Annotated in this window: 14 protein-coding genes; 9 read left to right on the top strand and 5 right to left on the bottom strand. The window is 51.8% G+C overall.

Annotated features, from left to right (window positions below; all coding sequences use genetic code 11):
- The first annotated feature begins 130 nt into the window (after nt 1-130).
- From nqrE to QNJ26_14910, 9 genes are all read left to right on the top strand, one after another.
- Nucleotides 131-739, top strand: a complete 609-nt coding sequence (gene nqrE, locus QNJ26_14870; protein MDJ0986822.1) for an NADH:ubiquinone reductase (Na(+)-transporting) subunit E — start codon at nt 131-133, stop codon at nt 737-739.
- Between the two features lie 167 nt (nt 740-906).
- Nucleotides 907-2121, top strand: a complete 1215-nt coding sequence (nqrF, locus tag QNJ26_14875) for an NADH:ubiquinone reductase (Na(+)-transporting) subunit F (protein ID MDJ0986823.1) — start codon at nt 907-909, stop codon at nt 2119-2121.
- A gap of 446 nt (nt 2122-2567) precedes the next feature.
- Nucleotides 2568-3134 (top strand): CBS domain-containing protein, encoded by a 567-nt coding sequence (locus QNJ26_14880; protein ID MDJ0986824.1) that lies wholly within the window; start codon nt 2568-2570, stop codon nt 3132-3134.
- A 254-nt stretch (nt 3135-3388) separates the two neighbouring features.
- The gene (locus QNJ26_14885) at nt 3389-4918 is read left to right on the top strand and encodes an efflux transporter outer membrane subunit (protein MDJ0986825.1); all 1530 of its coding nucleotides are present in this window, start codon (nt 3389-3391) and stop codon (nt 4916-4918) included.
- Between the two features lie 116 nt (nt 4919-5034).
- The gene (locus QNJ26_14890; protein ID MDJ0986826.1) at nt 5035-6099 is read left to right on the top strand and encodes an efflux RND transporter periplasmic adaptor subunit; all 1065 of its coding nucleotides are present in this window, start codon (nt 5035-5037) and stop codon (nt 6097-6099) included.
- Between the two features lie 57 nt (nt 6100-6156).
- Complete coding sequence (locus tag QNJ26_14895; protein MDJ0986827.1) at nt 6157-9327, top strand: efflux RND transporter permease subunit; 3171 nt, start codon at nt 6157-6159, stop codon at nt 9325-9327.
- Nucleotides 9328-9621: 294 nt separating this feature from the next.
- A complete protein-coding gene (locus tag QNJ26_14900) occupies nt 9622-10299 on the top strand; it encodes a potassium channel family protein (protein ID MDJ0986828.1) in 678 nt (225 codons plus the stop codon).
- Between the two features lie 157 nt (nt 10300-10456).
- Entirely contained in the window at nt 10457-12256 is a 1800-nt protein-coding gene (locus QNJ26_14905; GenBank protein ID MDJ0986829.1) for a sulfatase-like hydrolase/transferase, read from the top strand.
- Nucleotides 12257-12316: 60 nt separating this feature from the next.
- Complete coding sequence (locus tag QNJ26_14910) at nt 12317-12652, top strand: DUF2845 domain-containing protein (GenBank protein ID MDJ0986830.1); 336 nt, start codon at nt 12317-12319, stop codon at nt 12650-12652.
- A gap of 82 nt (nt 12653-12734) precedes the next feature.
- Here the strand turns inward: QNJ26_14910 and QNJ26_14915 are convergent, their stop codons facing one another.
- The 5 genes from QNJ26_14915 to QNJ26_14935 all read right to left on the bottom strand — a co-directional run bounded on the left by QNJ26_14915 (nt 12735) and on the right by QNJ26_14935 (nt 18524).
- Entirely contained in the window at nt 12735-13547 is an 813-nt protein-coding gene (locus QNJ26_14915; protein MDJ0986831.1) for a HAMP domain-containing sensor histidine kinase, read from the bottom strand.
- 143 nt (nt 13548-13690) lie between these two features.
- Nucleotides 13691-16075, bottom strand: a complete 2385-nt coding sequence (locus tag QNJ26_14920; GenBank protein ID MDJ0986832.1) for a PAS domain S-box protein — start codon at nt 16073-16075, stop codon at nt 13691-13693.
- 141 nt (nt 16076-16216) lie between these two features.
- Nucleotides 16217-16666, bottom strand: a complete 450-nt coding sequence (locus tag QNJ26_14925; GenBank protein MDJ0986833.1) for an amino acid-binding protein — start codon at nt 16664-16666, stop codon at nt 16217-16219.
- 195 nt (nt 16667-16861) lie between these two features.
- The gene (locus QNJ26_14930) at nt 16862-17254 is read right to left on the bottom strand and encodes a carboxymuconolactone decarboxylase family protein (GenBank protein MDJ0986834.1); all 393 of its coding nucleotides are present in this window, start codon (nt 17252-17254) and stop codon (nt 16862-16864) included.
- Between the two features lie 304 nt (nt 17255-17558).
- Entirely contained in the window at nt 17559-18524 is a 966-nt protein-coding gene (locus tag QNJ26_14935; GenBank protein ID MDJ0986835.1) for an electron transfer flavoprotein subunit alpha/FixB family protein, read from the bottom strand.
- Nucleotide 18525: the final 1 nt, after the last annotated feature.

Raw genomic sequence — 18525 nt, forward strand, 5'->3', positions numbered from 1 at the left:
GTTAACCAGGGCGGCTGGTACGTCAATAACGGCCTGATGGTGCTGCCGCCGAGCGCTTTTTTTCTGATCGCCTTTCTGATCTGGGCCATCAGAACCTGGAAACCCGAGCAAAACGAAGAGGACTAGTCCTATGGAACATTATCTGAGTCTTTTTATAAAATCCGTTTTCATCGAAAACATGGCGCTGGCATTTTTTCTGGGTATGTGCACCTTTCTGGCTGTATCCAAAAGTGTCAAGACTGCCATCGGATTGGGCGTGGCGGTGATTTTGATTCAAACGATCACAGTGCCGATCAACAATATCCTTTTTCAGTTTCTGCTAAAATCCGGCGCCTTGTCCTGGGCCGGTTTAGAGCATCTGGATTTAAGCTTCCTGGGTCTGCTGACCTATATCGGCGTTATTGCGGGCATGGTGCAAATCCTGGAGATGGTGCTGGATCGATTTATGCCCGCCCTGTATAACGCCTTGGGTATTTTTCTGCCCTTGATCACCGTTAACTGCGCCATTTTGGGCGGATCGCTGTTTATGGTCGAGCGTGATTATAATTTTGCGGAAAGTATTGTATACGGCATGGGTGCCGGAACCGGCTGGGCGCTGGCGCTGGTCTGTCTGGCCGGCATCCGGGAAAAGCTGGCCTACGGCAACCCGCCGGCCGGTATGCGGGGGCTGGCACTGACGTTTACGATCTCGGGCCTGATGGCAATGGCATTCATGGCCTTTTCGGGCATCAAGCTTTGAAAGGTTCAGGGTTCAGGGTTCAGGGTTCAAGGTTAAGGATTCAGATGATGCCTCATTCGTTAGCAACCGAAACCCATTAACCCGGACACGCGCACTAAAGGAATTGCAGGAAATATGACCAAAATTTTTACAAAGTCAGAACTAAAAAGAAAGATGGAGATTGGGATATGAACGAGCTATTTATTGCGGTGGGATTGTTCACCCTCATCGTTTTGATGCTGGTCAGTTTGATTATGTTCGCCAAGGCAAAACTGGTGCCCAGCGGCGATATTAAGATGGTGATCAACAAAGAGAAGGAGCTGGTTGCCCAGCCCGGCGGTAAACTACTGGGAAGTCTGGCGGATCAGGGTATATTTGTCCCGTCGGCCTGCGGCGGCGGCGGCACCTGCGGTCAGTGTCTGGTAAAGGTGCACGAGGGGGGCGGCGACATCCTGCCCACCGAACTGGCGCACATTACCAAACGAGAGGCCCGCGAGGGGGATCGGTTGGCCTGTCAGGTGGCGGTCAAGCAGGACATGGACGTTGAAGTACCGCCCGAGGTGTTTGAGACCAAGAAATGGGTCTGCAAAGTCAAATCCAACGACAGCGTGGCCGACTTTATCAAAGAGCTTATTCTGGAGCTGCCCGAAGGCGAAGAGGTCGACTTCAAGGCCGGCGGCTATATCCAGATCGACGTCCCGCCCCATGAGCTCAGTTACAAGGAATTCGATATCCCGGAACAGTTTCGGCCGGAATGGGACAAGCGCAATCTGTGGGAGCTGACCTCCAAGATCACCGAACCCATCACCCGGGCATATTCAATGGCCAGCTGGCCGGGGGAAAAGGGCGTCATCATGCTCAACGTTCGGGTGGCGCTGCCGCCCGCACAAGGGATACCGACAGGAATTGCCTCATCCTACATTTTCAACCTCAAACCCGGCGATGAGGTGAACATATCCGGGCCTTACGGGGAGTTTTTTATCAACGAAACCGAAGCTGAAATGGTCTACATCGGCCGCGGAGCAGGTATGGCGCCTTTGCGCAGCCATATTTTTGAACTGCTCAAAGGCCAGGACAGCCAGCGCAAAATATCCTATTGGTACAATGCCCGCAACCTGGGCGAATGCTTCTATCTGGATGAATTCGCACAGCTGGCCGAAGAGCACGAGAACTTTTCATTTAAGCTGGCCCTGTCACGTCCGGCGCCTGAAGACAACTGGGACGGACTCACCGGCTATGTTCATCAGGTACTACACGACAGTTACCTGGAAGAACATCCGGCGCCGGAAGATATCGAGTACTATATGTGCGGGCCCCCGGTAATGAGTCAATCGATCATGGACATGCTGGACAATCTGGGGGTCGAGCGCGAAAATATCAACTTTGATGATTTTGGGACCTAATTGATTTTGCTCACCGCAGAGACGCAGAGTACGCAGAAAAAACATTTTATCTAAAAGGGAATAGATTTGGTTGAATTTTTGATCACATTTGTTGTTATCTTGTTTTTCGCTTTCAGCGTGACATTAGGAATTCGCTTGAAAAGACACAAATCCGTAGTAAATTGTCATTGTGAACCCCAAGCCGCCCGCAAAGCGGCAGAATCGCCTTGTCAATCATGCGGGGCAATCGATTCCTGTCATGAATCCGGATAAGTTAGGTGTCAGTACTCCAAATCTTCCCTGAAACCTGACACCTGCTTGCCGCGGCGTAGCTAGCTTGAGCGAAGCCGGGACACCTGAACCGCCAGCGGCGGAACTATAGAGAATGACACCTGAAACCAGATTCTAAAAATTATTTTCAACTCTGGCCGGCAGCGGAATCTGCCGGGCAATGATGGAGAGAAACAATGTTCAAAAGAAAAAAAAGCAAAAATAAGCCGCCTGAAATGCAACATGCGGTTACCACCGGATCGCAAAATTTGATGCGCAAAGTGCCGCGGGTAAAAGATATTATGACCGAAGAACCGGTGACCTTCACCCTGGGCACGACGGTTCACAATGCGGCTAAAAAGCTATTGCAAAAAAGCATTGTAGCCGCCCCGGTGGTCGACGCCGACGAGAATTTCGTCGGCATGTTTTCTCAGCAGGGCTGCATGGTCGGCCTGGTGGACGGCGTCTATCACGAAGTGCCCCAACCGATCCATATAGACGATTATCTGGAGCCCGAAGCGCATACCCTCACGGTCACCGAAACTGCGCCCATCATGACGGCTGTGGCCAAATTTGCCGGCAGTGAGCAGCTGGTCCTTAGCTTGCCGGTTCTGCGCGGTAAAAAAGTGGTCGGCATCCTCGCTCGCCAGGATGTGATCCGCACCTTCTTTGAAATGACCGCCGGGATTCCCGAAGCCGGAGCAGCCATTTTATATATCAGCGGGCTTGAAAAAGAACAGCAGGAGATTAAAAAGCTGCAATGAAAAGAGAATTAGGCTTTTTCTAATGGCTCTGTTTGGGCTCGTCTGGCTGTTGTTGGGGGTGTATTAACGTTTTACCAATCCATTTGCGTTCAATATCATTCGCACTTTTTTAAGGCTTGAAATCCTAATTATATTCGACTATTTAATAAAATCTGTAATCCGATTTCAACGGAGGAAATCTGTTTTTTTGCGTAATTAAAACAGAGTCACATCCGATGAACACCCAACAACCCAATTAAAACATGGAGAACCTTATGCAAAGCCTGCATACCCCGAAATCTCAACAGCGGCATCGCCGGCTCAGATCATTGTTCTTTCTGATGTTTGTCATGCTGTCCATCGGTCTGCTGCAAAGCTGCGCCGTCGGGCCGGACTACACAAAACCGGAATACCAGGTGCCGGATTACTGGCAAATCCGTCTGACAGACGGTCTGGCTGCCGGGGAAGCGCCCCTGGCTACCTGGTGGCAAACCCTCAATGACCCGATTCTCAACAGCCTGATGGAACGGGCTGTAGACGGCAACCTGGACCTGAAGGAGGCTTTTGCCCGTATCAAAGAAGCCCGGGCCATACGCGGCATTGCCACCGGGGAACGCTGGCCGGATGTCAACGCTGACGCTGAAGTGACCCGCCAACGCAACAGCGAAGACTTCTTCACGGTCGGCGTGGACAAAGACGGGAATCCGGACAGCGCTTCGGATACGATCCGCGGCGGCAACTTCAATGCCAACTGGGAGATCGATTTCTGGGGCCGGGTTTCACGCTCGATTGCCTCGGCCAACGCCAACTTCGAGGCCTCGATAGAAGATTATCGCGATGCTCTGGTGATCCTTTACGCCGAAATTGCGTCCAACTACGTGGAGCTGCGCACCTTACAGGAGCGAATTAAGGTAACCCAGTTTAATGTCGAAACCCAGCGGGGCACCCTGGGAATCACCAAGGCGCGCTTCAAGGCCGAGCTGACTTCCGAGCTCGACGTGCGCCAGGCCGAGCTCAACCTGGCACGCACCGAAAGCCGCATCCCGGCATTGCGGCAACTGGCTGCCCAGGCCATTCACCGGCTGGGGGTGCTGATCGGAACATTTCCGGGTGCGCTTTACGCCGAGCTCACACCGCAGAAGCCCATCCCGCAGCCGCCGCCCGAAGTGTTGATGGGCGCACCGGCGGACGCAATGCGCCAGCGCCCGGACATCCGCGCGGCCGAACGGCGCCTGGCGGCCCAGACCGAGCGCATCGGGATTGCCACGGCCGATCTGTATCCGACGTTTTTCCTCTTAGGCGATTTCGGCTACCTGGGGATTCGCAACGATCTCATCGACGGCAGCCGCAAGTCGTACTCTTTCGGCCCCACCCTGAGCTGGAATATCTTTGACGGCGGTCGCGTCCGCAACCGGATCAAGGCCGAAGACGCACGCACCGAGAAGGTTTTGGCCAGCTATGAGAACACTGTGCTCAAGGCACTTGAGGATGTGGAAAATGCGGCGGTCGCCTACACTGAGGAACTCCAGCGCCGGGATATGCTATATCGATCGGTGGTGGCAGCCGAAAAATCGGTCAAACTGGTCAGTGTGCAATACAAAACCGGTTTGACTGACTTTCAGAACGTGCTTGACATGGAGCGCTCACTGGCTGAGCAGGCGGATCGACATGTGGAGAGCGTGGGTCTCGTGACCCAGGATCTGATCTTGATCTACCGGGCATTAGGGGGCGGCTGGGAGCCGGATCCGCCGACGCTGCAAGGCGAAATCCAAAATGCTGCCATGCAAGGCGAGCCTATATTTTGAGACCCTGAACTTGGCACAGTCAGTTTAAAGTGTTCAAAATACTATTGATTTTGCGTTTTTGAACCATAACCTACTTAGATGCGATTTCATTTATTATCAACAAAGGCAGGTATACCATGAAGCGAGTGCTTGTTTTATTGACTATGCTGTTCTTAGCATACTGGACCCTGATGGGGTGCGAAGAAAAAACCAAGCCGGAAATCATTCGGCCCGTTAAAGCCATCAAACTAGAAAGTATTGCCGGTTTCGGCGGGAACAGATTTCCCGGCCGCGCTGAAGCCACCACCGAGCTCAACCTGGGTTTTGAGGTCTCTGGCACGATTAAAGAGCGGCCCGTCAATAAGGGCGACAATGTCAAAAAAGGGCAGCTTCTGGCACGGCTGGATCTGCGTGACTTCAGAAATGAAATCGCAGCCGTTGTCGCCGAGCGTGACCGCAACGTGGCCTATCGCGACCGCATTGCCGAGGCCCTTAAATCCAATGCGGTGTCCAGGCAGTCTCTGGACGACGCCGAGGCCCGGCTGGAGCAGTCCCGCGCGGCGGTGCGCATCAAGCGCAAAGCCCTGGAAGACGCCCATATTAAAGCGCCTTTTGACGGCACGGTTTCCTGGACCTATAAAGAGGCCGGCCAGCGTGTGCGGGCCAAGGAAAACGTCCTGCGCCTGCTGGATATTTCGCGCATCGAGTTCACCGTGGATGTGCCTGAAACTTTGATTGCCAACGCTTATAACGTCGAGGATGTTACCATTGTCTTCGATGCTTTCCCGGATCGCGAGATTGCAGCCCGCATCAAGGAAATCGGCACCGAGGCCTCAGCCGGCACCCGAACCTTTCCGGTGACGCTGATATTCGATCAACCCGAAGACATTGCCATCCTGCCGGGGATGGCCGGGACCGCCACCGGTGATCCCAATGCTGGACAGGCGGAAACTACCGAGCCTGAATTTCTATTGCCGCTGACCTCATTTTTTACCGCCGACGGTAAGACGCACAAGGTCTGGGTGATTGATGAAGCCACCATGATTGTCAAGGCGCACGAAGTGGTCAGAGGCAAGCTGGTAGCCGAAGGCCAATTGACCAAAGGCCTGCAGGAAGGCATGTGGGTGGCCACGGCCGGTGCCCATACGCTGCGAGAGGGGCAAAAAGTCAAATTTGCTGAGCCGACGCGGCGCCGAGAGTGACCTTTGAATGATTAGAAATGATTAGAATGGTTGCTGCCAGGTAACCAAGGAGGATACATGAGCATTACGGAATACGCCATTAAGAACAAGGCCGTCAGCTATTTATTTATTGCGATCGTGCTCTTTGGCGGCATTGGAGCTTATTTTGTACTGGGCCAGCTGGAAGACCCGGTCTTTACCATCAAAAAGGCCATTGTGGTGACCCAATATCCGGGTGCCAGTGCCTACGAGGTGGAACTGGAAGTGACCGACGTCATCGAAAAGGCCATCAAGGAAATTCCCGATGTCGAACATTTGTACTCGTTTTCACGACCGGGTGTGTCCATCATCAAGGTAGACATCGAGCAGCATATCTGGATGGACACCCTTCCCCAAATCTGGGATGAGATGCGTAAGAAAATTCGCGATAAATTGCCCGATTTGCCCCCCGGGGCCGGCAAGCCGGACATTTCGGATGATTTCAACTTTGTTTATGGTTTTGTTTTGGCCATTACCGGTGACGGTTTCAGCTATGCCGAGCTCGAAGAATGGGCCGATGACATCAAAAAGGAACTGGACCTGGTGGAGGGGGTATCACGGGTCGAGCTCTGGGGCGTGCAGGACAAGGTCATCTACATTGATGTGTCCGATCAGCAAATGGCCAACAGAGGACTGACCGCCGAGAATTTCATCGAAACGCTGGGTCGGCAAAACATGGTGGTGGATGCGGGCTCCATTGACGTCCAGGATCTGCGGTTTCGGGTGGCCCCCACTGGTGAGTTCAAAGCCCCGCAAGATATCGGCGAGCTCTTCTTGCACCCCCGGTTGCAGAGCCAGGTCGATCGAATTGCTGCCCCTGATACGACCGACCGGCAGGTCTCCCAGACCGGACGTCCCACTGGCGTTGGAGGCGTGCGCCCCGAAGTAGAGCTGATCCGCATCAACGATATTGCCACCGTCTCAGCCGGCTACCTGGAACCGCCCCAGTCAATGATGCGCACGGACGGACGGCCGGCGGTGGGTATCCAGATTGCGGCCCGTGAGGACGTCAATGTTGTGGACGTGGGCCGGCGGTTGGAAAAGCGCATCGAGGAAATCCTGCCGCACATGCCGGTGGGGCTTGAAATCACCAAGGTCGCCTGGCAGTCCGAGCTGGTTACCGAGTCCATCAGGAGCTTTTTTACCAACCTGGCCGGCTCGGTGGCGATCGTCCTGATTGTCTTAACTGTGCCCATGGGCTGGCGCATGGGCCTGATCATCGGCAGCGGCCTGATATTGACCATCCTGGGCACCTTCGTGGGCATGACCATATTCGGCTACCCCTTTCAACGCATGACCCTGGGGGCGCTGATCATTGCCATGGGGATGATGGTGGACAACTCCATTGTGGTAGCCGACGGCATTCAGGTGAAAATTAATTCTGGGATGGAACGGGTCAAGGCCGCCATCGAGGCGGGCAGCAAGCCGTCCATGGCACTGCTGGGCGCCACCATCATTGCGGTGATGGCCTTTTACCCCATTTTTGCCTCACGAGCGGATGCGGGCGAGTACTGCCGCTCCCTGTTTGTGGTGGTGGGCCTTTCGTTGTCACTTAGCTGGGTGCTGGCCCTTGTGCAGACGCCGCTGATGTGCCTGAGTATGCTGCCCGACGTCAAGACCACCGAGGGCGAGGAGCAAAAAGACCCCTTTGACACCAAATTCTTCAACGGCTACAAGGGGCTGCTGGAGACCGCCATCCGCTTTCGCTGGATTTTCATGGGGGTTATGGTGGCTTTACTGATCGGCGCCATCTATAGCTTCGGTTATGTCAAACAGATGTTTTTCCCCTATGCCTCACGCAACCAGATTATGGTGGACTTCTGGTTTGACGAGGGCACCCGCATCCAGACGGTTGCCGAACGGGTCAAAGCGGCCGAAGAGCAGCTGATGAACAATGAGCTGGTGACGACGGTCAGCTCATTTTTCGGCAAGGGGCCGCCGCGTCTGTATCTGCCGGTGGACCCGGAACTGCCCTATTATCAGAACTATGTCGAAATGATCGTAAATACCAAAAGCTATAAGGATATCGATCAGTTGATTGCCGAGTTTGAGCCCTGGGTCAAGGAAAACTATCCCGACATTACCACCCGGGTGCGAAAATACGGGGTCGGCCCCAGCGATACCTGGAAATTCGAATGGCAGATCACCGGGCCGGCCGAAGCCGATGTTGCCTTCTTGCGCGAGATCGGGGAAAAAGGAAAGGCCATATTGCGAAAAGAACCCCGGGCCAAGGAAATCAAGACCTCATTGATGAACCGCCGGGAAAAAATCGTGCCGGTCTACGACCAGCCCCGTGGGCGCTGGGCCCAGGTCAGCCGCGAAGACATTGGCCGGGCCACCCGCAAGGCCTACGACGGCCAGCAGGTGGGATTGTACCGCGAAGGCGATGACCTCTACCCCATCTTACTGCGGCACCCGCCCGAAGAACGCTATGCGGCTACGGACAATCTCGACGTGCTGCAGGTCAAACCAACCTTCTCGGCCCAGACCGTGCCGCTGGCCCAGGTTACCCAGAATATCCAGACTGAATATGAGGAGCCGTTCATCAATCGCTGGGATCGGCGCCGGACGGTCACCATTCAGGGCACCCCGGCCTGGTGGTCGACCTATCCGGATTTAAAAAAGCACGTCTGGCCCGAATTCAAAAAGCTGATGGACAGCTTGCCGCCTGGCTACGACATCTTCATGGACGGTGAAGACGAAAGCCAGCTCGACAATCAATCATCGCTGCAGCCCGGTATCCTGCCGGCGCTTATCATCATGTTGTTTGTCATGGTTGCGCTCTACAATGCCTTCCGTCCACCGCTGATTATTATTTGTACCATTCCGTTTGCGATCATCGGGGTCACCACCGGTCTGCTGGTCAGCGGCGAGGCCTTCGGGTTTCTGGCAACGCTAGGGGCCATGAGCTTGTCGGGTATGATGATCAAAAATGCCATCGTGCTGCTTGATACGGTGCAGGAGGAAATTGACGCCGGCAAGACCCGTTATGAAGCCATCGTCAGATCCGGCGTCACCCGTCTGCGACCGGTGTGCCTGGCGGCGGCTACCACCGTGCTGGCGCTGATCACCCTGGCGCCCGATGTGTTCTGGGCGGCCATGGCTTACACCATTATGTTTGGGCTGACCTTCGGGACCATGCTGACCATGTTCGTGGTGCCGGTGCTGTATTGTATCTTTTACAAGGTGAAATCACCGGAAAAGGCCTAACCCTGAAATAGGTGTCAGGTTTCGAGCCTTCTGTGCGCCATAGCGGCTTCGTACTCGCAGACGGGTATCGGTCGCCTCGTTCAAAGGTTCAGCGTTCATAGGTTCAGAGGTTAAATAACTGCATAAAAAGGCAACTGCGATCGAAGGACAGAGAATATCTGCCCTATTGTGACGAGGTCGGTCGAGTCGGGGACGAAACCTTTGAACCCCTGAACCCAGAACCTCTGAACATTAGTAACTGATAGCTGAAACCACCCAGTTTCTGAAAAATGCTGTTCTAAGGGCCTAAAGCCTATGACTATAACCAGGGGCCCCATCGATAGAATATCGCATTCCAAGCATCGGTTTTTGATCCTGCTGTGCCTGATCCTGGGATTGCTAGTACTGGTACCGATTATACAGCGGTTTGTCGCCATGAGGATTTTTATCGATGTTTTCCTCACAGCGATTGTCATTTCCATGGTCTACACTGTCAGCGATAAAAAAAGTCATGTCATCATTGGGCTGGTGCTGGCGATTGTCATGGTGGCGCTGCTGTGGCTGCAATATTTTCATCCCAGCCATTGGATTGCCGGCATCAGTATGCTGGCCGGCATCCTTTTTGGTGCCGTGGTGATCACCAGCATCGCGGGCTTCATATTCAAAACTACTGAAGTCAACCGGGAAGTCATCTATGCGGCCATTCTGTTGTACCTCATGGCGGCACTCACGTGGGCTTTTGCCTATACGTTGCTGGAATTAATCGATCCGGCATCTTTTAATATCGATCTGAAACGACCGGAAGGCTATGTATTGCTTTTTCAATATTACAGCTTTGTAACCATAACCACCCTGGGTTATGGTGACGTCACACCGGTCAGCGATGTGGCCAAAGCCCTTTCAGTGCTAGAGGCGGTTGTTGGTCAGCTTTATCTGGTCGTCGTGATTGCCTGGCTGGTAGGAATGTATGTATCTGCTAAATCAAAGCCGTAAGCAGTCAAAAAGATCAGGAAAAGCGCTAAAAATTGAGTATATTTCAAAAATTTACTAGAAATGATGGGGCAATGCACACCGTATCGACAAAATTGACGCTCTTTTGCCAGAATCGCAGACGGGTTTCAAACGCAGAGACCATCACAAGGGGATACAAATGGCCACGGATGATCGACCGAATCTGACGCGCCGCCAGTTCTTAACAGCATCGGCTGCTGGAGCTGTTGGCATGGGCATGGCGCCCTGGGGAACCAGCGCCTTTGCCTCCGAGACGCTGGCAAAAAAACCTTTACAAGCCCATTCGCCCGCTAAAGGGCTCTACAACATCCTGTTCATCCTCACCGATCAGGAACGTTACATCAATCCGGCAGAATACCCGCCCGGCTATGCCCTGCCGGGTCACGAGCGGCTGCGGAGCAAAGGGCTGATGTTTACCAAGCACCAAATAAGTTCGGCGGTTTGTACCTCATCGCGCTCGGTCATCTACACCGGTCAGCACATCCAGCATACCCGACTGTTCGACAATCTGGATTTTCCATGGTCAACCGGCCTCGATCCAAAGCTTGGAACGCTGGGCGACATGCTGGGTAAAGCCGGCTATTATGCCGCCTACAAGGGCAAGTGGCATTTGTCCGGGGAGTTGGGCACGCACAACGAGATGTCTTTGCCCCAGGAAAAGCTGACCCGGGTTATCGAGAGCTATGGTTTCAAGGATTACGTCGGCATTGGTGACGTCATCGGTATGACCCATGGCGGTTATTACAACGACGAATATATCGGCGCCCAGTACCGCCGCTGGCTGCGGCTGCACGGTCAACCCATGGCCCGGCAGGGAAAACCCTGGTTTATGGCCATCAATCTCGTTAACCCGCATGATGTTATGTTCTACAACACCGATGCTCCCGGACAGCACATTCAGGACACACCCAGGCCTTTGATGGCAATCGCCCGCGAACCGAAAATACCGCCTTACGAAAAACAATGGAAGGTGCAGCTGCCCGCAAGCCGCCACGAACCTTTCGATAAGAAAGGGCGACCGCCGGCTCACCGGGAATACCAGTTGGCCCGCGGTGCGCTGGTGGGCAACTTTCCCAACGAGGATGTCCGCTGGCAGCGGCTGCTTAACTACTATTTCAACTGCATTCGCCATGTCGACCTGGTGGTTGAAAATATCCTTGATGAGCTGGAGTTGTTGGGGCTTGCTGAAAATACCATCGTTGTGCTGACCTCAGATCATGGTGAACTGGCCGGCGCTCACGGCTCCCATGGAAAAGGCGCCACAGCCTACAAAGAGCAAAACCACGTGCCGCTGATCATCGCTCACCCGGGATTTCCGGACACCCATGGCCAGCAGTGCAAGGCCCTGACGTCACATCTCGACCTTGTTCCCACATTGATCGGCTGGACAGGTGTGGATTCAGCTAAACGTGCCAGCATCACCCGGGATCTTCGTGGTAAAGACCTGACGCCGCTTTTGATAAAAGGGGCTTCAGCCGGCGTCAACGATGTGCGCAACGCGACGCTTTATTGCTTTAATATGTTTGGATATCTGGATAGCGATCTGTTAAGAAAGATCCAGGCCTACATTAACGCCGGCGGAGAGAAGACAAAGCTTGTAGATCAGGGCTTCAAACCCGATTTTACCAAGCGGGGAGCGATTCGCAGTGTGTTTGACGGACGCTATAAATACACGCGCTATTTTTCGCCTAAACAGCACAATCAGCCGCGTACCCTGAAAGGCATATTTGAGCTCAATGATGTTGAGCTCTTCGATCTCAAATCGGACCCTAATGAGATGCGAAATCTTGCCATTGAGCCGAAGAAAAATGGCGATCTGCTGCTGGCGATGAACTCTAAAATGAATGCCCTGATCGAAACCGAGGTAGGTGTACCTGACGATGGCCGCTTTTTGCCGGGTGAAAATGCCAACTGGGCCGCCACAAAGTATGACCCTTAGGGCCAAACAATATCAAGCGATGATAGCTTAAACGCAATGGTCAAATTGAAGGAGATAATTATGATTCGCCATATAATTTTTTTTGCATTGATGTTTGCTTTGCTAACCGTTTTTGCTCAGACTTCATATTCGATTGATTTCAACAGCCTGGCCGATCAGTCGTCTTTTCGGTGTTCAGGTGGGGTCGTTGGTATCGGTGATTTGGATAGAGATGTTCGCGAAAAATGCGGCCCTCCTTTTCAGATCGGAAGCAGACAGGATTTCGGGCCTGTGTGGATATATTATGAAGAACAGGCAAATTATATGTACTATCTGCCTTTTTTGAATGGAAGATTGCAGCGCATTGTCAGTTCGCCCTGCAGCCCTGATGATCCGGATTGTTTGGATATAAGATAGGGCGAATTGCTTAGAGGATGTCATTAAAATTCAAACGCCATCAAATCAGGGCCCTTGACTCACTAAACCTACCCTTGGCAGCTTAATCACTGTCAAGGCTCAAAGGTATCGCCAAACGAAACGTAGCCCCCTGCCCTTTTTCGCTTTCCAGCGTCAGCTTGCCTCCCAGACAGCGGGAAATAATGTTGGCCCCGGCCAGCCCCAGGCCATGGCCTTTGCGGGCCACAATGGCGCATTCTTTAACCTGCGCGTAGCGTTGAAATACCATATCATGATGCTCCGGCTCAATACCGGGCCCATCATCGATGACTGCCACCACCAGGTCATCACCATCCTTTTCGAGTCGAACTTCGACGCGCTGCTGGCGGTGATGCAGCGCGTTTTTCATCAGATTCCCCACAATCTGGCGGAATTTGGTTTCATCCTGAAACATTTCCAGGTCGCTGGTCTGGGATGAAATATCTAAAACAATGCCGCTGGATTTCAGATATTCAAGGGCTTCAGGTTCGCTTTGATATCCGGCATATTTCTCAAATATTCCCCCGGCGGTGGTTTCCAGGGCATCTTCCAGGGCCTGTAAAATGGATTGCGCCGGACGGAAGCGCTCACCCAGAAAACAACCGGCTTCGGCACGACCAACCTCCAGCATATTATGGAGCAATTCACGGGCTTTTTTCGAGTTGCGCAGCGTGCGTTTTAAGGTCTTTTCCTGGCGCGGGGATAGAGGGCCGAATTTATCCTGGCGTTCGAGCAGCGTCCGCAGACCGGTTTCGATGATGGCAATCGGGTCTTTGAGCTCATGCACCAAAAACTCGATTTCAATATCCCTGAAAAACTGCTCGGCCTCTTCTCCTGTTAGTTGCCGGCCATCTTGGTAGTTGTCTTGTTCACTCATATCTTGGGCCTTTTCAATTAAATTATTGCATCAAAATTAATGAGACAAATTAAGTAACCTCAAAAGGATCGATTTAACAAACGAATTGCTTTTCCAGCTTTATCCTGTTGATTTCAAAATGACCATCTGTCCGCACAGTAATCTTACTTTTTGCTTTTACTAGCTGATCTTTTTCTACTGAATCGCTCGGCCGGATAAAATTGTACCGTCACCGTTGTTCCGCCTTCATTATGACATTTATGGGCATCAACAATAGGCGTGCAGTCAGCCACATTGCCCGGGCATTCATGCCCATTTTTATCCACCAAATTACACGGCTGAGATGTCATCTTAATGTTGAAGTTATACCTTTCCGAAAAAATCTTCATGCGCAGCAAATCAAAGCCTTTGCCGCCGGCTTTAAAATCATAGGGCTGTCGGGTGGAGTATTGCATGGTATCATATGAGGTAAAATAATTCTCGAAAATCAATCTCAAATTTTCATCGCTGATACCGATGCCATTATCTTTGACTTCAAATTCAGGACCGATCTTTCCTTTGCGGGTTTTGACCGATATGTTCCCGCCATCGGGCGTATTTTCAACCGCGTTGCGTACCAGACCTTCCACCACTTTTCCGAGAACATCCGCGGGAACATAAACGGGTGCGGTCTGCGACACATAGGTTCTCAAACGGCACTTGCGATGCGCAAATTTAGGCCGCAGGGCTTTTATTTTCTCTTTGATAAACGGCCCCAGCTCTATGACCTCTGATCTTGCTGTCCGCGGACCATAGCTGTCTTCAATGTGTTGGCGAATCTTGGGGATGATGTCTTTTTCGCCCAGCCCCAGAGAAATCAGCACTTCCAGTTCATCCACGCAAGCATCCAGCAAGGCAGAGAGCATATAATGGGCTTTGTAGTCCTTTTCGCGCAGGATGTCTTCCAGTTGATATTGCATTTCCAACAGGCGTTGCAAATTTCGGTGGGCACGGTCAAAAATGGATTCCCACCCCGGCTGCGCCGCTTCAGAAAGACGCTTTTTTAAAAGATTCAAGGATGCGGCTAAGATCGAAACCGGGGTTTTTAGCTCATGTGACAGGTGGTGGATGACGCGGTCTTTGGTGCGGTTTAGGCTTTTGACATCTTCATATGAGCGCTTGAGCTCTTCGTTGATACTGGCATTTTCAATCGGCAAAGCCACCAAATTTGCGATGGTCGTCAATACCTCAACATGGGTTTGACTAAAATCACCCTCTTTCTTGTTGACGGCACACAACACCCCGATCATGCGACCTTCCAGCATCAACGGGACATCCAGCATGTTGCGCGTGCGATATCGGGCCTTGCGATCGACCTCGCGGGCAAAATGAGGGCTTTTGTAGGCATCGTGTACGATTTGAGGCTTGCCGGTCCGATAGACCAGTCCGGCAATGCCTTTGTCCACCGGGTAGCGGATCTCTTTGAAATTGGTGCCGGTTTCGGATTTTTCGAAAACGGCTTCGCGAAAGAAAAATTCCTGATTGGCTTCGTCCAGTAGTATGACCATGGCACCTTCAACACCCAGCAGATCTTGAATTTCTTTGGTAATCAGGACTAAGCGCTGGTCAAGGCCCCGATACTGATACATGGCCCGGGCAATCCGAAAAAGGGCCCGATTCAAACGCGCATTGCGCTTTTCCTCGGTCACATCGCGCAGGGTGACGATCTGACCGGCGGGCTGATTTTGTTCGTCATAAAAAATGGCGCCGTCAACAATGATATCCAACAGTTGTCCGTCTTTGGTCAATCGCTTGGTTTCAAACCCATGCAGAACCTTGTTTTTGTGCAGGCGGCGGATGCCCTCGATCGTTTGTTGTTTAAAGTTATCGGGGACAAAGGGGATTTTCTGGCCTTCCACTTCTTTCAAACGCCAGCCAAACACCCTTTCAAAGGCCGGGTTTAAATAAGATACCGTGTTGTCCAGATTAAATACGAAAACCGGGATGGGCAAAAAACTGAGAAAGGCCCGATAGCGCTGTTCAGCGCGTCGGCTTTGCTGTGACAGTTCCAGAGCGCAGGATTCGGATTCGCTCAAAGCCTGCTGGGCAATCACTTTATCGGTCACATCTCGGGCGATGCCCCTGAAACCAACCGGCGATCCTGCGTTGTCTTTATGCAGGCTGGCGGAAATCTCCAGATGGCGTCTTTGACCATCCTTGCGAATGATTTCCCAATTGATATCAACGACACCCTTGCCGGTGCGATAAATTCGATTGAAGGCCTCTTTGGCAATTTTGGCGTTTTTTTCATCCATAAACTCGCGAAAATTGCTTTTTCTAATTTTGCGGCGCGAGTAACCAAATATGCGACAGAGTGCATCATTGAAAAAAAGAAAATTGCCTTTTAAATCGACTTCGTAAAAGCCGTCGGCAACATCTTCGATCAAAACGCGATAACGCTCTTTTTGAATTTGCGTCTTCGCAGCCTTGGCATTGACCGCCGAGGATAGATTGCCGGGCTTGCGCTTTGACGTTTTGGCGGTACGATTTTTGGCTCTGCGAGATGTCATTTAAGCTATTCCCATAACCATACCCAAAAGCCTGAATTGCGGCCTAGATGATGCGAAAATGTTACATGACCGAAGCAATTTTTGAACATTCCCTATCAATCGATTTTACCTGTTATAGCGCCTCCTGTATTAATCAGTATGTCAGCTTTTGTTTTCAAGAATTCCAAATGATTTCGCATCCAACAAATTGATGCCATTGGCCTTTAAAACCTCGATGGCCTTGTCATTGTCGCTAAATCGGAAAATCATAATGGCATTTCCCTGGGCAAAGGTAATAAAGGCATACATGAAGATGACCGACACCCCTGCTTGTGTCAGCGGTTTCAGCAGATCTGCCAGACTGCCGGGCTTATCTTCGATTTCAGCCGCAACGACTTCATTGACATAAGCCGGAATCTGCATTTGCATTAGAATCTTGCGGGCGGTTGCCACATCGGATACCAACAATCTCAGCTGGCCAAAAGCACCCGTATCAACCAAATTCAATGCTCTTAAATTGATCCCGGCACCACCAAGCGCATCAGTGACCTCGTGAAGCCGACCAGGCGCATTTTCAATGGAGACGACAATTTGTTTCAGTTTTAAGCTCATAAGAACCTCCCCCCACAATTAAAAATCTGATTTCAAACAACAGCAATGTCTTTACGCTCATTTAGACTATAAGTAAAGGCTTCCTGCTGTCAACCGGAGTTCAATTTGATTGTATGATTCTCACGCAAAGGCGCAAAGATGATATTTCTTTTTGCCGTATTTTACCTATTTGCGATTAAAATCTGAGGACGGCAACTATTCCTCAAGCGGCCAGTGGCCTTTTTCCTCCAAGACCGTTCTCAGCGTTTTTAAGGCCTGATTGGTTGCCGGCACCCCGCCGTAAATGGCGGTCTGAAAAATGACCTCCGCAATTTCCTGTGGCGTACAGCCCACATTCAGTGCCGCATGGATATGCAGCTCCAGCTCTTCCAATCGCGAGAGCACCGTCAGGGCAGCAACGGTTATGAGTTGGCGGGTCTGATGCGGAATCTTTTCACGGGCATACATTTGGCCGGTGATGAAAAGTGATAGATCTTTGGCCATTTTTTTGTCAAATGAACGCCAGAGATCAAAAGGCCGTTCTCCTTGAAAATCTTTAAAATAAAGCCCGGCTGTTGTTTTTGTCTTTTCGATTAAATCCGTCGTCACTGAATACCCCTTTCTCTCTAATTAATAAAAATGTGTTAAACACCACGAAGTACACGAAGGAAACGAAAATCTAAAAGGTTTTCATAGATTTGTGTTCTTTGTGAACTTCGTGACCTTCGCGCTCTTCGTGATCTTTGTGGTTCAAAATCTTTTTAGGCACAAGATGTTCGTTTGCACGACTGCTCTGCCGAAAATGTTACCCATCACCATTACCCAAAAACAATCAGCCCTGCCAAAAGCAGGGCTGATCAAATTTGCAGTTTTATACGCAAACCTTTTTGCAGGCAATCGCCAAGATCGGCGACTAACCCTTAACCTTCTTAACTTCCTCGGTGATCGCCGGGATAACTTCAAACAGATCGCCAACAATACCAAAATCAGCTTTTGAAAATATCGGTGCTTCCTCGTCCTTATTGATGGCCACAATATACTTGGAAGTCGACATACCGGCCAGATGCTGGATGGCGCCTGAAATACCGCAGGCAACATACAATGTCGGCGATACCGTTTTTCCGGTCTGGCCCACCTGGTCACTGTGCGGGCGCCAGCCCTCATCAACCGCTGAGCGCGAAGCCCCGACAGCAGCACCCAGCGCATCAGCCAGCGCTTCAATGCCCGCATAGTCACCGCCGGTACCGCGCCCACCGGAAACAATAATATCGGCTTCCGTCAGCTCAACCTTATCGCTGGTATCCATTTTCTTATCAACGATCGTGGTTTTGACCTCACCGAGCTGCACAGCCGGTTTTTCAACGGCGCTGTCTTTGGCCGCTTCGGCAATGTCCATCACATTGGGTCGAATGGCGACGATTTGGCAATCGCCTTGGATCTCGACATCGGCATTAATTTTGCCGCCAAACATGGGCCGCGTGCAGGTTAAATTGCCATTATCAAGCTGGACGTTGACACAATCCATGGCCACACCCGCATCCAGTTTCGCTGCCAGGCGTCCGGCCAGATCCTTACCCTGTGCTGATGCGCCCGCTATAATAACAGCCGGATCTGCAGCTTGAATCAAATCTGCCAGTACGTTGCTGTAAGCATCGGTGGTATAATCCGCCAGACCGGCGTCATCAGCAACCAGAATCTTATCCGGACCGTATTTTTTGAGCTCTTCGGCAAGGCCGTCGATACCGGATCCCAGCACGACAGCTGTCAGCTCGGCCCCTAAACCATCGGCCACCCGCCGCCCTTCGCTGACAACCTCAAAGCTAACTTTTCGAAGTTCTCCGTCTCTTTGCTCTGTTATCGCAAAAACACCTTGTGCCATT

This window comes from Desulfobacterales bacterium (assembly GCA_030066985.1).
Taxonomy (GTDB): Bacteria; Desulfobacterota; Desulfobacteria; order Desulfobacterales; family JAHEIW01; genus JAHEIW01.